The following is a 16,840-nucleotide window of genomic DNA, read 5'->3' on the forward strand; positions in this document are numbered from 1 at the left end:
TCTAGTCCTTGATCTTGCGGTCGTCACGGAGCTCGGCCTGCAGCTCGTCGTGGGCGGGCAGGCCGGCTTCCAGCTCGCGGCCGCGCTCCAGCTCGGCGTTGAGCTCGGCGCCGAGCAGCACGGAGATGTTGGCGATCCACAACCACACCAAGAACGCGATGACGCCGCCCAGCGCGCCGTAGGTCTTGTTGTAGGAGCTGAAGCTCGCCACGTAGACGGCGAAGAGGGCGGAGGCGACGAGCAGGATCACCAGCGCGACGACGCCGCCGATCGTGATCCACTTGAAGCCCGGCTGCTTGACGTTGGGCGAGGCGTAATAGAGGACCGACAGCATCAGGGTGACGACCAGCGCGATGATCGGCCACTTGGCGATGTCCCACGCGGTGACGGCGGCCGAGCCGGCGCCGACGACGTCGCCGAGCTGCTTTGCGACCGGGCCGGTCACGACGACGGCGATCGCGCACGCGGCGAGCAGGAAGATCATCACGGTGGTGACGATCAGCTGCATCGGGCGCAGCTTCCAGAACGGCCGGCCCTCGGGCACCTCGTAGATCGCGTTGGAGGCGCGCGCGAAGGCGCCGACGTACCCGGACGCGCTCCAGATCGCCAGCGCGATGCCCACGATGAACGCCACCGAGGCACCTCCGCGCGAGCCGGCGACCTGCTTGACGGCGCCCGACAGGATGTCGTTGGCCGGGCCGGGCGTGAGCCTGGCGAGGTTGTCGAGGATCGGCTGGGTCGCCGACGGGCCGATCAGGCCGATGATCGAGACCAGCGCGATGATGGCCGGGAAGATCGCCAGCACGCCGTAGTAGGTCAGCGCCGCGGCCCAGTCGGTGATGTTGTCGCGCTTGAACTCCTTGAGCGTGCGCTTGAGCACGGCCCACCACGTGCGGCCCGACAGGTCGGTCGGGTCGTCGGGCGCGTCGCGTCGCTCGTTCCGGTCCGCGTCCTCGCGGTCGTTCGCGTCGATGGAGGCGCTGCCGCGCGCGAAGCGCTGCTCGGAGATCTCTCGTCCCATGTCCTGTTTGATGCCCGATCGGAGCGATCGAGTACCACGGATGTCTTGCTTTCCAATCCGCGTTAATTCAGGCGAAATGGACATCAAGGAGGACATTGTGTCTCACTTCACGTAGTTGGCGCATATGTCTCGTTTCGTTCCGCAGCGCCGCGGCTAGCCCTCGGAAACAGCAAACGATTTCGAGGAGCGAGAGCAATGCGTACGACCACGGATGTCCAGGCCTGGCGCGGCCAGCAGCTCGTCAGCGGCGACGGCGGCGGCAAGATCGGCAAGATCGACGAGATCTACGCCGACCGCGAGACCGGCGAGCCGAAGTTCCTGGCGATCAAGACGGGCCTGTTCGGGTCCAACGTCTCGTTCGTCCCGATCGAGCAGGCCCAGGGCGCCGGAGACGACGTCTCGGTCCCGTACACCAAGGACCAGGTCAAGGACGCGCCCAACGTCGATGCCGACGGCGAGCTCTCGCCCGAGGAGGAGCGGCGCATCTTCGAGCACTACCAGCTGAGCTACTCGGAGTACGACGGCCAGGACCACGAGAGCCTCATGGGCGGCACCGATCGCGAGGCCCGCTTCGACCGCGAGGGTGCCGGCCACGACACGTCCGGTCCGGACACCGACGACGCGATGACGCGCTCGGAGGAGGAGCTGCGGGTCGGGACGACGTCCCGCGAGAGCGGCCGTGCGCGCCTGCGCAAGTACGTCGTCACCGAGGACGTCGAGACGACCGTCCCCGTTCAGCGCGAGGAGGTCCGCGTCGAGCGCGAGCCGATCACGGAGGCCAACGCCGATCAGGCCCTCGACGGCCCGGAGATCTCCGAGGAGGAGCACGAGGTCGTCCTCCACGCCGAGGAGCCCGTCGTGGAGACGCGCGCCGTCGCCAAGGAGCGCGTGCGCATGTCGAAGGACACCGTCACCGACGAGGAGACCGTGTCCGGCAAGGTCCGCAAGGAGCGCATCGACACCGAAGGCGCCGACGAAGAGCGCTAGAGCGGGTGCGGCCCGGGCGACGCCCGCCGCGCGCTGAGCTTGGGCGCGGCGGCGGCCGCCGCGGGATGCGCCTGGCGCAGGTACCAGCCGAACGCGCGGTCGACCAGCGGCTGCGCGCCGATGGCGCGCAGCGCGAGCGCCAGGACGGGCGGCGGCAGCGCCGGGATCAGCCGTTGCAGCCGCGCGGCGCGGCGGAAGGCCGGCCGGTGGTCCTCGTGGAAGGCGGCGTAGCGGCGCAGGGCGGCGTCGCGATCCTGGCGCCCGTCGAGCACGGCGGCCAGCTCGCGGCCGCAGGCGATCCCGAAGTAGAAGGCGGTCCGGATGCCCTCGCCCGAGAGCGGGAAGCAGTGCCCGGCGCTGTCGCCGACGCAGAACGCGCCGTCGATCGTGGCCTCGCGCAGCGCGTGCGGGAACCAGTTGCCCTGGTAGCGCACGGTCTCCACGCCGAGGTCGCGCGCCAGCGCGCGGGTCGGCTCCTTGACGTGGTCGTGCGGGTTGTAGGACAACGTCCCGACGCGGCGCTCGCCGGCGGCGGGGACGCTCCAGCCGTAGCCGCGGCGGATCAGGTCGCGGTCCAGCCAGACGTCGAGGTCGGTGCCGCCGGCGTCGTGCGGATGGACCTCGAGGCCGCGGCTCAGCGTCGCCTCCGGCGGCTGGACGTGCGGGTCGCCGAGGACGCGGCGCCAACCCGCGGCGTCGACGAGCAGCGGCGCGCTCACGTCCCCGCGGTCGGTGTGGACCGTGTCGCCGGTGCGGCCCGTCACGACCGCGGTCTCGAAGCGCGCGCTCCCGCACTGCGCCCACAGCAGGCGGCAGAGCTCCGGGTAGTCGAAGGCCGTCCAGGACCACGGCAGCCGGTAGCGGACGCGGCCGCCGCGGGGCGTCGTGAACGACATGCCCGGCAGCTCCTGGCGCGCGGCGTCCTGCACGCCCATCGCCGCCATCCACGGCGTCGGGATCGCGCACGCCGACGTCGCGCGCTCGCCGATCGCGTAGCGATCGAGGACCAGGACGTCGGCGGCGCCTCCGGCGCTCCGCGCCAGCTCGCGCGCGACGGCGAGCCCGGCGAAGCTCGCGCCGCAGACGATCACGTCGGCGCGCTCGCCGTCCAGCGACGTGCGCTGCGCGCCGCGGGCGGTGGCGCGCGTCGTCACGGCGCGACGAGGCCGTGGCGCTGGATGCGGGCGAGGTGGACGCGACGGTAGAACGTCGTCGCCAGCGCGATCCCGGGCCGCGCCCGCGGCGTGCAGGCGCCGAGGACGGCGCGCGCCGAGTCCCGGAACAGCTCGCCGGCGCGGCGGACCTCGTCGCCCGGCGCGGCCAGCGGCCGGCCCTCCGCGAGCGCCTCCTCGTCCAGGCCCGGGAGGTAGACGCGGTCCATCGCGAAGTCCTCGTGGGCGTCGCGCAGGAAGTTCGTCAGCTGGAAGGCGACGCCCAGCCGCGCGACGTCCTCGCGCTGGGCGGCGGGCACGCCGATCAGCGGGGCCATGACGCGCCCGACCGCGGCGGCGCTGCCGTTCATGTAGGTGTCGAGCGCGCCGCGGGTCTGCAGCCGCACGTGGGGCTCGCAGTCGACGCGCATCGAGTCCATGTAGACGTCGAGCTCGCCGAGCGGGAGGTCGTGGCGCCGGCCCGCGTCGACCAGCGCGCCGATCACCGGGTGGTCGCTGGCGCCGGCCGCGACACCGTCGGCCAGCGCGCGCTGCCACGCCGACAGGGCGGCGCGCCGCTCGTCGGGCGTCTCGTCCAGCGCCGCCGGTCCGTCGACCAGCTCGTCGGCGCCGCGCAGGAATCCGTAGAGGGCGTAGACGGCCGGGCGCACGTCGGGGCCCAAGGCCCGCGTGGCCAGGTTGAACGTCGGGTCGTGGCGGCGCTGAAGCACCGCGCACCGCTTGTACGCCGCTGCCGTGTCCGTGCTCTCCGTGCTCCCCACTGTGTCCTGCTACGTACCCTTCGCGTGAACGGATGAGCGAACGCTACGCCAGCGAGCTGGTCGTGGTCATGGGCAAGGGCGGAACCGGTCGCACGACCGTGGCCGCCGCGCTGGCGCTGGGCGCCGCACGGCAGGGCCGGCGGACGATCGTCTGCGAGGTCGGCGGCCAGGCGCAGATCCCGCGCGTGCTGGAACCGGGCGCGCAGGCGGTCGCCGCCGGGACCGTGCGTCAGGTCGCGCCCGGCCTTTGGGCGACGTCGATCGACCCGGACGCCGCGCTGCGCGAGTGGCTCGAGGCGCAGGTCCCGCGAGCGATCGCCGCGCCGCTGGTGCGCTCGGGCGCGTTCTCGGCGTTCGTGGGCGCCGCGCCGGGGGCGCGCGAGCTGGTGGCGATCACGAAGGCGTGGGAGCTCGGCGCGGCGAAGCGCTGGCGGCGCGGGGAGCGTCCGTACGACACCGTCGTGCTCGACGCGCCCGCGTCCGGCCACGGCCTCGGGATGCTGCGCGTGCCGGGCACGTACGCCGGGCTCGCGCGAATCGGGCCGATCGCGTCGCAGGCGCGGGCCGTCGCCGCGGCGCTCGGCGATCCCGCGCGCACGCGGCTCGTGGCCGTCGCGCTGGCCGCCGAGCTGCCGGTCAACGAGACGCTCGAGCTCGAGGCGGCGCTGGCCGCGGACCTCGGCCGCGACCTCGACGCGATCGTCGTCAACGGCCTGTGGTCGCGCCGGTTGACGACCGCCGAGGCCGGTCGCATCGACGATCTCGACGGCGCCGCGCCGTCGGTCCGCCGGGCCGCGGCGGCCGCGACCGAGGGCGTCCGGACCCAGCAGCGCCACCTCGCGCGCCTGCGGCGTGACGCCCGCGCGCGGATCGCGACGCTGCCGTTCGTGTTCGGTCCGGAGCTGCGCAGCGAGGACGTCGGCGCGTTCGCCACGCGCCTCGCCGCGCTGGGCTAGCGGCGCAGGCTCACGAGGTGGCGCGCGTCGTCTTCTCGCCTTCACCGGCTTGGCGGGCGACGGCGGCGCGGCCCGGATGGCCCTTGGGCAGGTCGTGCTCGGTGATCTCGTCGTGGGCCTCGGCGGTGTCGCCGAGCGGCACGTCGTCGTCGGGCGTCAGCGGCCCGAGCGGCTCCTTCGAGCCACGGTCGCGCGGCCCGCCGTCATGCTCGGCCTGGCGGTCTTCGGCATACCCGCCGGCGCTCTCGGACTCTGTCCCCGCGCCGTAGATCGGATCGTCGCGGTGGTCGTCGTCGCGCTGTTCGCTGTTCATGTAGGAGTACCGGCGCCCGGCGCCGTGGAGATCACGCCGTGGTCGGGTGGTGGTCCGGGGCTGGGCGGCTCAGTCGGCGGTCTCGGCGAGCCGGCTGCGGGTCGTGACGGTCGCGTCGATGATGTCCTGGATGAACGCCGCGACGATCCGCAGGTCCTTGGCCGAGTAGCGCCTCATGGCCTGCTCGTAGGCGGCGCCCAGCGGGCCGAAGAACGCGGCGGCGAGCTCGGAGGCGGCGGGCTGGAGCTCCACGGTCGTGCGGCGCCGGTCGGTGGGGTCGGGGCGCCGGACGATGTGGCCGGCGTGCTCGAGGCGGTCCAGCAGCGCGGTGGTGGCGGGACGGCTGAGGTGCAGGGTGCCGGCCAGCGCCGCGGGGCCGAGCGGCGCGTCGGCCGCTGCGGCCTGGGCGATCGCGGCCAGCGCGGCGACGTCGGTCTGGTGCAGGCCGTGGCGCTCTCCGAAGACCGCGGAGAAGCGGATCGCCTCCTCGGATTGCTGGCGCAGGAGCTGCAGAAGGGCCGGGTGATCGGCGTCGTTGGCGCGTGCGGGCACCCGTGAAGTGTCGTCGTTCATGCTGGCGCGTGGAAGTTCGAAGGTAGAATAGTTCTATGGTAGAACTACCTGGATGCTCCAGTCCAGCCGCATGTCGCTGCCCGCACCGCTCGCCGCCGTGGTGGCCGCTCTGACCGGGAGGCGCAGCAAGCTGATCCCGCTGGGGGTCGGGATCGTGGTCTCGGCGATCCTGCTCGGGCTGGGTGGTGCGGCGGCGTCGAGCGACGACCCGACGTCCGGCATGCCGTCGGGCGCGGAGTCGACCGCGGTCGTGCGGCTCCAGGAGCGCCTGCCGCAGGCGCGCCAGCAGCCGGCGATCGTGGTCTACAGCCGCTCCGACGGTGCGCTGGGTGGGGCTGAGCGCAGGAAGATCGACCAGGATCGCCGCGCGCTCGCGAGGATCGCCGAGGGCGGGAAGGTCGCCGCCCCGGTCTTCGCGCCGGGCGACAGGGCGGCGCTGCTGAGCGTCCCGTTGCCCTCGGTGCCCAGCGGGGCCGACGGCCCGGCCGCCGATCGCCTGAACCAGCAGGTCAAGGCGATCCGCAGGCAGGTCACCGACGACCTGCCCGACGGTGCGCGCGCCCAGGTCACCGGCCCGGCCGGCTTCCAGGTCGACCTCGCCAACGTCTTCGACGGCGCCGACGGCCTGCTGCTGGGGGTGACCGCGCTGGTCGTCGCGTTGTTGTTGTTGATCACCTACCGCAGCCCGTGGCTGTGGCTGGTGCCGCTGACCGTCATCGCGCTCGCCGACCGCGTGGTCTCCGCGCTGCTGGCGATCCTCAGCCGTGAGGCCGGCCTGGTCGCCGACGGCGCCACCACCGGCATCGTCTCGGTCCTGGTCTTCGGGGCGGGCACGAACTACGCACTGCTGCTGATCGCTCGCTATCGCGAAGAGCTGCGCCGCCACGAGGAGCGCCACGAGGCGATGCGCGCCGCGCTCGGGCACGCCGCGCCGGCGATCCTGGCCAGCTCGAGCACGGTGGCGCTGAGCCTGTCGACGCTGGCGCTCGCCCACCTGCCCTTCGATCGCAACATCGGCCTGGCCGGCGCGCTGGGCATCGTCACCGCCGTCGTCTTCGTCCTCGGCCTGCTGCCGCCTGCGCTGCTGCTCTTCGGCCGCAGGCTGTTCTGGCCGCTGGTCCCGGAGTACGGCGATCCCGACCCGGCGCGCACCGGCTTCTGGGCCCGGATCGGCACGGCGGTCACGGGCCGGCCGGTGCCCGTCACGATCGCCAGCGTCGCGCTGCTCGTCGTGCTCGCCCTCGGCAGCATCGGCGCGAGCACCGGGCTGTCGCAGTCCCAGCAGCTGCGCGACCGTCCCGACTCGGTGCGCGGGCAGGAGACGATCGCCCGCACGTTCGGCCCCGGCTCCAGCGAGCCGGCGGCGATCGTCGTCCGGGCCGACGCCGTCCAGGACGTGACGCGCGTCGCGCGCCAGACGCCGGGCGTCGCCCGGGTCAGCCCCGGCGCCCAGGGCGGCGGGCTGGCGCAGCTCGACGCCCAGCTGAAGGCCGAGCCGGGCAGTGCCGCGGCGTTCTCCACCATCAAGGACCTGCGCCATCGCCTCGGCGCCGCTCCCGGCGACGGCAGGGTCGGCGGCCAGGACGCGTCGGACCTCGACAAGAAGGACGCCGCCGCGGCCGATCGCCTGCTGATCGTCCCGCTCGTCCTGGCCGTGGTCCTGCTGGTGCTCGTCGCGCTGCTGCGCTCGATCGTCGCCGCCGTGCTCCTGACGCTGTCGAACATCATCAGCTGGGCCGCGGCGCTCGGCGCCTCCACGTGGGCGTTCGACCACGTCTTCGGCTTCCCCGGGATCGATCTGCCCGTGCCATTGTTGAGCTTCCTGTTCCTGGTGGCCTTGGGCGTGGACTACAACATCTTCCTCATCACCCGCACGCGGGAGGAGGCCCGGACCGAGTCCACGCGCGGGTCGGTCGTCACCGCCCTGGCGAGCACCGGCGGCGTGATCACCAGCGCCGGGATCCTGCTCGCCGCGGTCTTCACCGTGCTCGGCGTCCTGCCGATCATCACGCTGACCCAGCTGGGGATCGTCGTCGGCTTCGGCATCCTCCTGGACACCCTGCTCGTCCGCACCGTGCTGGTGCCGGCGATGGTCACCCTCGTCGGGCACCGGTTCTGGTGGCCAAGCTCGCCCCGGGTCGGCGTTGCAGTTGAGGGCGCGGAGCGCTGATGATCACCCAGCGGTCAACCGTGCGTGGCCGGTGGCTATAGCGCGGGGCAGGCCGGGCTCGGGAACCTGCCGCTGGCCGTCGGCACGATGATCGGCGGTGGTCTGTCCGGGGCGGTGCTGGCCGAACGCGTCGGGCGCCCGGTCCTGCAGGTCGGCGCGCTCGTCCAGCTCGCCGGCGCCGCGGCGATCTGGATCGGGCTCGACCGCGACGGCGCCTTCTCGATCTGGTCGCTCGTGCCCGGCGCCGTGCTCTCCGGGATCGGCGCGGGCCTCGTCATCGCGGCGCTGTTCACCTTCATCCTGGCCGCCGTCGACGACGACGAGGTCGGCTCAGCCTCCGGCGTGCTCTCCGCCGTCCAGTCGATCGGCGGCTCGGTCGGCGTCGCGGCCGTCGGCTCGGCCTTCTTCGGCGCGATCAAGACCGGCACCGCCACCGCCGGCTACCACCACGCCCTCCTCATCCAAGCCCCACTGCTCCTAGCCTTCCTCGCCCTCACGTTCCTGCTGCCCCGCAAGGCCCGCGAGGACGAGTTCGCCGAGTGAGCCGCTGCGTCCCCGCGACGCGCGGCCCCGGAACGACGGAAGCCCCGCATCTGCGGGGCTTCCGGATGATGGGCGCGGCGGGTTTCGAACCTGCGACCTCTCGCGTGTGAAGAGGGGGCAGGCGCCTGCGTTGTACTGCGTTCTGCCTCTCAGGCCTGAGAACAGTGGGGATTGGGGGTGCGCCGGTGATGTCCTGCTGCGCGCTGATGCGGTCCGTTGCTTCCAAATTGCTTCCACGCCTGGTCTGCGAGTGGCAGTTGTCGTCTTGGTCCGCCATGCTGCCGAGGTAGATGCATCGGGTCCTCTCTGATGGCCGGATTGCCGAGACCGCGCGCCGCGGACCCGGCACGCTACGGGTCCTTCGCGAGAAGTTCCTTCTGCCCGGCTCGCCGGACCCCGCCGGGTTCGCGAATGCGCTCATCAGCCACGCGGTGATCGTTCGCGAGTTCGACACCGACGAAGCGGTCCTACGCGGCCGCCACCTCACCTACGCCGAGGCTGCGTCGCTGTCTGAAGCGGATCGCGCGGTGATGTTGACCATGCTTGCGGAGACATCCGGAGTCCCAGCGGCGGACGCTGCGCAGATCACAACGAGCGACGCGCTCGCGCGGGCGTTGGAGCGTCACGAGGTCTTCCGCGAACAAGAACCCGCACAAGGCTTCTTTGGGTTCGTGCGGTCGCTCTTCGATGGCTCTGAGAGCCTGAACGCACGTGTCCACCATGCCGTGGGTGGGGCAGACATCGTTGATGTCGTCAGCGCCGTAGGCGAGACCGTCGAGGAGACCCTCAGGGATCTCCGGCGCGAGCTTGACGACCTCGCGCAGCGGCCCGAGTTCTTCGTTCTGAGAGACCTCCCCGTCTCGACTGTCCGGATGCTGATGCACGAGCGTCCGATAGACATCGAGCCGCTCGTTGCCGCGTGCGTGATGAACGACAAACTCGCTCGTCGGTCTCGCGTCAGAGGCGGTCGCGAGCGCTCCTCACCTGGGCGGACCTCAACGGGAGGACCTCGCCCGCGGCTTTGCCGGGGTCCAGCGTGGCGATGTGTACGCCTGCCGTCATCTACTTGCCGGTCTCGAAGGAGCGTTGTGGCCGACCGCCAGTCAAGCGGGCGTCATCAACGCGGAGCGCCAGCTCGTCAACTCCAAGCGGCCGCCGGGGTTGCATGCGAAAGGCGTCAACGTCCTTCTGCGGCCAGATGGTGGCTTGGAGGTCGGTACCAGCTTCAGCATCTTCCTGCTCGCAGGAGTCTTCAACGACACCGGCAACGACATCCGGCACGGACGCGCCGAGAGCGGCCACACGTCCCACACGCTGTGGTCGTACATCGGCGTCCTTGGCTGGCTCGACCGCTTCGCCGGGACGGCACTCATGCGGCGCGTTCGCGAGCGCCTCCACGACGAACTCCGGAAGCCGTCAGGGGGCTAGGTCGGAGGAAGTTGGGGCATGACGCAGTGCCGTGCGACTCCCGCTCCGAGATCTCGCACGGCCACGCGGATGAGACACCTAAAGTCCAGGCGGCCGATGGCCGCAGCGTAGAGACTCCGGCAGTAGTCACCGGTTCTCAACGCGAGACGCTCGAATTCTGGCGTGCGCGGACGCCTTCATCGTGCAGCTCGGTTCAGCCGGAGTGGTCGCCAGAGCCGGCGACGCGTTGGGTGGAGGCGGGGCAGAACGACGAGGAGATGAAGCGGCGGAGCGCGGACGCTGACGAACGACCGCCCCGAGCGCAAGACTCCGCGTGTGACTTCGCTTACACCGGCTCAGGCTTACCGTCTGGATATTCGCAAGACTCGTGCAGTCAAGCCAGGTCGGGCCGGTGAGGATCCAGAGCGTGGTGTCTTGTACTCGGCGGCGCTTCGACAGTTCGAGGATCTCCTGACATCTTCGGAGGCTGCGGGACACGCAGGACGCCCTGTCCCGCTGTTCTACGCGCTGAGCCAGGCCGGCCGCGCGCTTGTGGCGGCTTTTGGCGATACCCCAATCGTCAACGGTCACGGTCTCGGCGAGCATCGCAGCGGCGACGCAACCGTTGGACTACTCGATCGCCGGATTCGCCGAGTTGCCACCAAACATGGTGATGATGCGTTTGGCGCTGTCGCCGCGGCGCTCGGCTCTCCCGCATTCACCGGCTCCGCGTCGCTCGGCTCGATCTGGACTTCCACACCCGGGGCGAGTGATCTCCTCGACCATGACCTAGACAGCTCTTGGTGTCCCCCACTGCTGGCGTGCCTTGGAGTCCACGATAAGCGGGTCGGCATGTCGCTTTATTCGACCGCTCGTCGGCCGCGCAGATCGGTGGACCCTAAGGAGATAAGTGGTTCTCGTTATCCGCGCGTTCCCGACGCGGCCAGCATCGATGATTCTTGGGGCTTCGGCCACTTCGAGAATGTGAAGCACGTTGCGACCGCGTCCTGGGATCCTGCCGGCAACCAAGTCGAAGATGAGCTAAGAGGGCGGCTGTCGCGGACCCGGGGTGACCTGTATGACGACGCCTTGCTGCTCTCGTCGGTGAATGAGGACAGCGATGCGATGCACCCGCTGATGTCGTGGTGGGCGTTGCTATTCGCCCTTTCCATCTTCGCTCGATACCACCCGACGCTTTGGGTTAGCTCGCTTGATCCGGACCGCTCACGACTCGCCGTGCCCATACAAGCGCTGCTTGATGTCGCACCGGATGCCGTCGCCGCGCTCGTGTGGGAAGCCGTCTTCCCGGAGAAGCCGAAATCGCTGCCGATCCTCACGTCGTACTGGTCACGGCTCTCCGCCGAGGAACTCGCCGAATTCGATCGAGTTCGGAGTAAGCGTGGCGACGATTTTTGCGCCCTGAGAACGACTTGACCCGGTGTCTGCGGCGGTGGCGGTGCGCCACCGCATTGGCTCATCCCACGCGATCAATCCGGACCATCCACCCGCTGTGTCTGTGCTCCAGGAGCCGCGAGTCTCAGCTGGACGCCAGTAGTCATCGTCGGTCGGCGCTCTCGATGCGGGTGACCCGGAGCTCCTAATAGGAGCGACTAGCCGCGAAGCGACGGGCGCGAGACTTCCGATGCTCTGAGTCGTCGAATCAGCTTGATGGTGCGATGGGGAGCGGCCAGTTGCGATGGTGGCGTTGCATCAGCCGTTCGGTTTGGCGTGGTCCGAAGCCGAGCTCGCGGAGCAGGCACGCTTGCATGAGCGCGTGGGCGTGGCGGGTGGTGTCGAGGATCGCTGCCTCGGTGTCGGAGTGGAGGTAGTGGTTGGAGTTGAGGTGCGAGAAGTAGTCGCGGGTGGCGCCGACCAATGCGAGGGTCCTGTTTGTACAGCCGTGGGCGCTGACGTTCACGGCTGCGTAGTCGCGCATGAGGCGGAAGTCTTTCTTCCCAAAGCGGGCGCGGCAGTAGCCCTCCATCGCTGCGTGGAGTGTCAGGAACCGCGACGAGGAGTACGTCGAGCCTTGGACGATGTGATCCGCAAAGACGCCTACAGCGGGCCAGACGTCCTGGTGGAGCTTCCACCATCGCGTCAGCATCGCGGATACGGAGGAGCGCTCCTTGGCTAGGAGCAGGAAACCGCGTCGCGGCCGCGCTTCTGCCGCGTATCGAGGGCCGCTGCGTAGGAGCTCGATGCGCTCGGTGGTTCCGGGATTCAGGAGGATCTCTTCGGTCACGCTGTCGAGGCGGTCGGCAGCGAAGGCGGAGAGCGACACCAGCGGGATCGCGTAGCGCGAATACAAGACGCTGGCGGTTGCACGACGCCGGAGGTTGAGGACGAGCCGTTGCCCGGTAGTTACCGACCATGATGGTGGCCCAGATGGACCGAAGTCGGCAAACCCGGAAATGGTGGCCACGGCTCGCGGTAGGTTCAACTTGACGGGCGCAGGGCGGCGCCACAGCATCCCTCTCGGGTCGTCTGGCGCACCGGGACGCACAGTCTCTAGACCTGTGTTGCCGATCCATTCTGCGAGGTTGATGGTGGAGTAGATCGCGCGTGCCCAGCGGGTTGTTTCGTCGACGTGGGCACCGAGCCCGAGCGTCCCGGCACTGAACGTTGTCGGTCGGTTGCCGAGAGCGACGCTGCGTGTCATGGCGTCCAAGAGCGTCACGTCGTCGCGGCCGTCGATGAGGCCGTGGATCACGTGACGTGACCCGAAGTCACTCGGCCAGCCCCGCGTGTCGCCGATCAGTTCGAGTCTTGGGTCCAGGTCAGCGTGCCTGCTACGACGAGGTCGCTGTTCGCCGGCGCGAACTCTCCGCGCATCACCTCTCCGGCGTGCGTGGCTGCTCTGGTGCGATCAGTGACCATCATCCGCTAGATGATGGCCACCTGAGCCGACATGACACCCGCTACGAAGAATCAGCGCAGAGCAGCGTGGACGACGTGACCGCCAATGGTGACGGTCAATGAGCGTCAACCTTGATCGCTAGACCGAGTCCGACCGGGGCGATTCGCCGAGCGAATCGGTGAAGACGACTGGTGATCCTCGGTGCTCAGATCTGACGTGCGCCACTCGTGCGATGGGCGGCACAAGCGTTCTCGGCGAACGTCTGGGCTTGCGGGCAATTGGTCGCTGTTGGTTGTTGTCTGGCAACTCGTGCGAGGCGACGCGCACTACTACCCGGTATTCGTTCGCTCAAACCTCCTGTATTCGCTAGACGGTCCTCGGTAGTACATAGCGTCGTCTGTTGCTTGACGAAGGTCGCTTGTTTGCTGTTGGGTGCTGACCGGTGCCTGTGGGGGGGGCTCTCGGGGCTGCTCCGGCCCTCTGGTTCAATCAATCGTGCGGGGTTCTTGTGAGCGTTGGTTCGTCGCGGTTTGTGCTGCTCGTGTCCTTGTTGGGTGCGGTGGCGGCGTTGTTGGTGGCGTTGGTCGTCGGGGCGGCGTCAAACGCCGATACGTCGTCTCCTGCCGTGACATCGACGGTCGCTACGCCTGCGCCGGTGGCGTGGGAGGAGGCGCCGGATCCGGGCACCGAGGTGGTCGATCGGCGTACTGCCGATACCGAGACCTTCGAGCGAACTGACGGGTCCTTCGTCACGCGGGTCTATCCCGAGCCGGTGCACTTCCGCGATGGCAGCAGCTGGCGGTCGTTCGACAGCGAGCTGGTCGCGGCCAGCGCCGATGGCTACCTGCACCCGAGGGCCAATGACGGCGATGCGCTGATTCCCCGTGACCTGTCAGATCCGTTTGCTCTCAGGCACGACGGCGACTGGATCAGGTTCACGCTGGACGGCGCCGACGAGGCCTCCAGCGCGCAGGTCGACGGCGACACCGCCAGCTTTGACGGCGTCGCCGAGGACACCGACGCGGCCTATCAGGCGGTCAACGATGGGCTGAGGGAGACGCTGACGCTGGCTTCGCCTGATGCGCCGTCGTCAATTACCTACAGCTTCGCGGCCAGCGCCGACCTGACTCCGAACGAGCAGGACGACGGCTCGATCGCCTTCGCAGGCGACGACGGTGCGGTGGCCTTCCGGATTGCGGCGCCGGTGGTGTGGGACAGCACCGAGGCCGTGTCGCACGCGGCGTCGCTGAGGATCGTCCCGGCCGGGGACGGCTGGAAGTTGACGTTGGCCGTCGACCAAGCCTGGCTCGCCGATCCCGCTCGCAGGTTCCCGGTGACGGTCGATCCGGACATCTACTGGTCGGGCAGCAACCTGCGCCACCACGGCGCGACGCAGGACTGCACGTTGGCCAGCGGCACCCCGACGACCAGCCAATGCACCAACGCGCAGCTGAGGGTCGGCTCCGACGCGTCCAACACCTACAAGAGCTTGCTGTCCTTCGACGTGCGGTCGGCGATCCCGCAGGACTCGACGGTCTATGACAGCACGCTGCTGCTGTATCAGCCGGGGACCAGGAGCCAGAGCGCGTCGAATCTGGCGGTGCGTCCGGTGAACTCGTCGTGGACGAACGCGGCGACCTGGAACACCCGCGACGGGAGCACCGCCTGGGTGACGCCCGGCGGCGACACCGGCACGCCGGTCGGGCCAGCGACGTCGGTGGGTAGCCAGGGTTACTGGTACTACCTCGGCGTGCCCGCCGACACGATCACGGCTTGGGTGCAGGGCACTCAGCCCAACAACGGCCTCCAGCTGGCGGCTAACACCGGTTCGCCGAGGGTCACCTACAGCTTCGTCTCGACCGACGGCTCCGCCAACCAGTGGCCGGCTCTGGACGTCTACTGGGAAGAGGACGGCGGCGCCCGCGCCGCCTACACCGAGGACACCCAGCGCCTGGACGACCACACCCAGGTCTCGGTCAACGTCGCCAACGGCAACCTGACCTACACCACCCGCGACGCGACCCTAGCCGGTAGCAGCGGCGACCTCGACATCGCCGTGAATCGACTCTGGCAGTCGTCGGCCTCCAACGACTACGCCAGTTTCGGTCGCGGTTGGTACCAGAACTTCGAGCAGACCAACCTGCGCGAGAACACCGACGGCTCGGTGCTGGTCCGCGACGAGACCGGCGCCGCCTATCGCTTCGCGCCCGGCAACAGCGCCGGCACATTTACGCCGCCTGCTGGGCTCGACGCAACGCTCTGCGTGATCCAAGACACCGGTACCAGCTGTCCACGTGATGGCGTGGCCGATGTCAAGTACCGCCTGACGTACAACGCCACCGGGCGGCGATACTACTTCTACAACTCGGGGCTGCTGCGGGCCATCCGTGATACGGCCGGTCACCAGTTGACCTACGCCATCTCCGGTCAGACGGCAAGGATCTCTGGCAGCGGCAGCCGTCAGGTCACGCTGACCAACAACGTGGTCAATGACATGGCCACCTCACTGAGCGACGGCACCAGTGTCTCTACCTATCTCCAGGGCGGCCCGAACAACGATTGGCTGGCGCAGAGCACCGATGCCAATAACAACGTCACCAGGTACGAGTACAACACCAACGGCTACCTGACGCGCGTCAGCGACAGCCAGGGCCACGACACGCGCATCGAGTGGCAGTCGGTCCCCGACTACGGCGCTTGGCGGGCCACGAAGATCACCCGGGTGCTCGACACCGCTCACCCGGCCGACCCGACAAGGAACCCGACCACCACCTACACCTACAGCCCCACTACGCGCACCACAGTCGTGACCGACGCGGCCGGGAACGCCACGGCCACGCCGACCGACGACGGCCAAACCACCTACACCTACGACAACGCGCTGCACGTCACCAGCGCCAGCCCGCGCACCTCAGCGCTGCCTCCAGCACCGGCCTGGTCACCGGCCGACAGCCAAGGCGACACCACCCGCCCGACTAGCACCCCGTCCGGCGACCTCTACAACGACGGCCTCTACGTCGACGGCAGGGGCACCACCAACATCACGCTCGGCGCCACCGACCCCGCCGCCAGCTCCGGCGGCACCATCTCGGGCATCCGCCGCGTCGCCCTCGAGGAAGGCGACAACGCCAGCCAGCCGACCGCCTCGCAGTCGACCTGCAGCGACCCGACCTCGCCACCGCGTACCTGCCCGGCCAGCGTGTCACCGACGTTGGCGGTCGATGAATCCGGCCTCAGCGAGGGCGCCCACCACTTCCGTCAGGTCACCCAAGACCTCGCGGGTAACACCTCGGTCAGCCCGCCGTGGGCTGTCAACGTCGACCGAACGGGCCCTGGCATCGTGCCGTGGTTCTTTGACGACTACGACGACGAAACCGGGACGACGTTTATCTCGTGGCTGCCCGTCGCTGACCCGGCGCTTTCCGGTGGTATCCCAGGCTCGGGCTTGCAGTCCTACACCTATCAGTACGCGGTCGATGGCGGGACGTGGTCGACGCCGGTGACCACAACGCAACCGTCGTTTGCCATTGCCGGCCTGGTGTCCACCAGCAGGGTGTCGCTGCAGATCAGCACCGTTGACAACGCCGGCAACGCTGGAGCCGTATCGACAGCGACGATCGCCGCTGCCAAATACGGGTTCGACCCGACCGTAGACGACGACACCGACGACGGTGACGGTCCGGCGCCTGCCGCCGTGTCCGGAGGCTTCTCGCCGTTTGCGGCTCCGCTGAGCGCCTACAGGATTCACACAACGTGGCACTGCTCGAATGGCGACGACTTCGTGATGCGAGAGGGGTATCAGAACAGCGACGGCCGCGGTTTCGGTTATCAGCACATCAGGGCGCGGCGCGGCTACACCAGCACGACCGACGCCGCGATCAGGGAGACGCTCTGCAACCCCAACCATGCTGTCAAGCATGATGGCGGCTCCAGCTACACCTACTTGTACTACTACGGATCAACGGCCTGGCGTGTGACCTACTCGCGTCAGGTGACTAGGTACGACGGCCACTCGAAGGGCGTGATCACCGCGGTGCCGATCGACAGCCCTGATGACGTGATCGTCGGAACCCCTTAGCA

14 protein-coding genes are annotated in these 16,840 nt (G+C 69.5%); 7 read left to right on the top strand and 7 right to left on the bottom strand.

Annotated elements, in window-relative coordinates; all coding sequences use genetic code 11:
- Window position 1 precedes the first annotated feature (1 nt).
- Window positions 2-1,021 carry a YihY/virulence factor BrkB family protein gene (locus H030_RS34540; RefSeq protein ID WP_081691075.1) on the bottom strand — a complete coding sequence of 340 codons (1,020 nt, stop codon included), beginning with the start codon at window positions 1,019-1,021 and terminating at the stop codon, window positions 2-4.
- A gap of 195 nt (window positions 1,022-1,216) precedes the next feature.
- Between H030_RS34540 and H030_RS0123060 the strand changes: the two genes are divergently transcribed.
- On the top strand, window positions 1,217-2,008 hold the full coding sequence (locus tag H030_RS0123060; protein ID WP_027007865.1) for a YsnF/AvaK domain-containing protein: 792 nt from the start codon (window positions 1,217-1,219) through the stop codon (window positions 2,006-2,008).
- Here the strand turns inward: H030_RS0123060 and H030_RS34545 are convergent.
- Window positions 2,005-3,162 carry an NAD(P)/FAD-dependent oxidoreductase gene (locus H030_RS34545; RefSeq protein ID WP_035129323.1) on the bottom strand — a complete coding sequence of 386 codons (1,158 nt, stop codon included), beginning with the start codon at window positions 3,160-3,162 and terminating at the stop codon, window positions 2,005-2,007. The genes H030_RS0123060 and H030_RS34545 overlap by 4 nt on opposite strands.
- A complete protein-coding gene (locus H030_RS34550) occupies window positions 3,159-3,890 on the bottom strand; it encodes a phytoene/squalene synthase family protein (RefSeq protein ID WP_196809242.1) in 732 nt (243 codons plus the stop codon). The genes H030_RS34545 and H030_RS34550 overlap by 4 nt, the downstream gene beginning before the upstream one ends.
- A gap of 83 nt (window positions 3,891-3,973) precedes the next feature.
- Between H030_RS34550 and H030_RS34555 the strand changes: the two genes are divergently transcribed.
- Window positions 3,974-4,897 carry an ArsA-related P-loop ATPase gene (locus H030_RS34555; RefSeq protein ID WP_051223526.1) on the top strand — a complete coding sequence of 308 codons (924 nt, stop codon included), beginning with the start codon at window positions 3,974-3,976 and terminating at the stop codon, window positions 4,895-4,897.
- A gap of 10 nt (window positions 4,898-4,907) precedes the next feature.
- Here the strand turns inward: H030_RS34555 and H030_RS0123080 are convergent, their stop codons facing one another.
- The gene (locus H030_RS0123080; protein WP_027007866.1) at window positions 4,908-5,210 is read right to left on the bottom strand and encodes a hypothetical protein; all 303 of its coding nucleotides are present in this window, start codon (window positions 5,208-5,210) and stop codon (window positions 4,908-4,910) included.
- Window positions 5,211-5,279: 69 nt separating this feature from the next.
- Window positions 5,280-5,762 (bottom strand): MarR family transcriptional regulator, encoded by a 483-nt coding sequence (locus H030_RS34560; RefSeq protein WP_035129325.1) that lies wholly within the window; start codon window positions 5,760-5,762, stop codon window positions 5,280-5,282.
- Window positions 5,763-5,835: 73 nt separating this feature from the next.
- Here H030_RS34560 and H030_RS0123090 point away from each other — a divergent pair, with 73 nt between their 5' ends.
- Entirely contained in the window at window positions 5,836-7,953 is a 2,118-nt protein-coding gene (locus H030_RS0123090) for an MMPL family transporter (RefSeq protein WP_196809243.1), read from the top strand.
- Between the two features lie 24 nt (window positions 7,954-7,977).
- Complete coding sequence (locus H030_RS0123095) at window positions 7,978-8,496, top strand: MFS transporter (protein ID WP_027007868.1); 519 nt, start codon at window positions 7,978-7,980, stop codon at window positions 8,494-8,496.
- 467 nt (window positions 8,497-8,963) lie between these two features.
- Here the strand turns inward: H030_RS0123095 and H030_RS0123100 are convergent, their stop codons facing one another.
- Window positions 8,964-9,380, bottom strand: a complete 417-nt coding sequence (locus tag H030_RS0123100; RefSeq protein WP_027007869.1) for a hypothetical protein — start codon at window positions 9,378-9,380, stop codon at window positions 8,964-8,966.
- Window positions 9,381-9,540: 160 nt separating this feature from the next.
- Here H030_RS0123100 and H030_RS39325 point away from each other — a divergent pair, with 160 nt between their 5' ends.
- Complete coding sequence (locus H030_RS39325) at window positions 9,541-9,924, top strand: hypothetical protein (protein WP_155892229.1); 384 nt, start codon at window positions 9,541-9,543, stop codon at window positions 9,922-9,924.
- 315 nt (window positions 9,925-10,239) lie between these two features.
- Window positions 10,240-11,337, top strand: coding sequence for a YaaC family protein (locus H030_RS39330; protein ID WP_155892230.1), 1,098 nt, complete (start codon window positions 10,240-10,242; stop codon window positions 11,335-11,337).
- Window positions 11,338-11,563: 226 nt separating this feature from the next.
- On the opposite strand, the gene H030_RS39335 is transcribed toward H030_RS39330, so the two are convergent.
- Window positions 11,564-12,613 carry a HEPN domain-containing protein gene (locus tag H030_RS39335; protein ID WP_155892231.1) on the bottom strand — a complete coding sequence of 350 codons (1,050 nt, stop codon included), beginning with the start codon at window positions 12,611-12,613 and terminating at the stop codon, window positions 11,564-11,566.
- A 679-nt stretch (window positions 12,614-13,292) separates the two neighbouring features.
- On the opposite strand from H030_RS39335, the gene H030_RS0123125 reads away from it, so the two are divergent.
- Window positions 13,293-16,838, top strand: coding sequence for a DNRLRE domain-containing protein (locus H030_RS0123125; protein ID WP_027007873.1), 3,546 nt, complete (start codon window positions 13,293-13,295; stop codon window positions 16,836-16,838).
- The last annotated feature ends 2 nt before the right edge of the window (window positions 16,839-16,840 follow it).

Origin of the sequence: Conexibacter woesei Iso977N (assembly GCF_000424625.1) — a bacterium.
Lineage (GTDB): Bacteria > Actinomycetota > Thermoleophilia > Solirubrobacterales > Solirubrobacteraceae > Baekduia > Baekduia woesei_A.

What these genes read in the sequence shown, in the direction of transcription:
- H030_RS0123090 (WP_196809243.1), top strand. Translation starts at nt 5,836, where the DNA reads ATGCTCCAGTCCAGCCGCATGTCGCTGCCCGCACCGCTCGCCGCCGTG.
- H030_RS0123060 (WP_027007865.1), top strand. Translation starts at nt 1,217, where the DNA reads ATGCGTACGACCACGGATGTCCAGGCCTGGCGCGGCCAGCAGCTCGTC.
- H030_RS34540 (WP_081691075.1), bottom strand. Translation starts at nt 1,021, where the DNA reads ATGGGACGAGAGATCTCCGAGCAGCGCTTCGCGCGCGGCAGCGCCTCC.
- H030_RS0123080 (WP_027007866.1), bottom strand. Translation starts at nt 5,210, where the DNA reads ATGAACAGCGAACAGCGCGACGACGACCACCGCGACGATCCGATCTAC.
- H030_RS34555 (WP_051223526.1), top strand. Translation starts at nt 3,974, where the DNA reads ATGAGCGAACGCTACGCCAGCGAGCTGGTCGTGGTCATGGGCAAGGGC.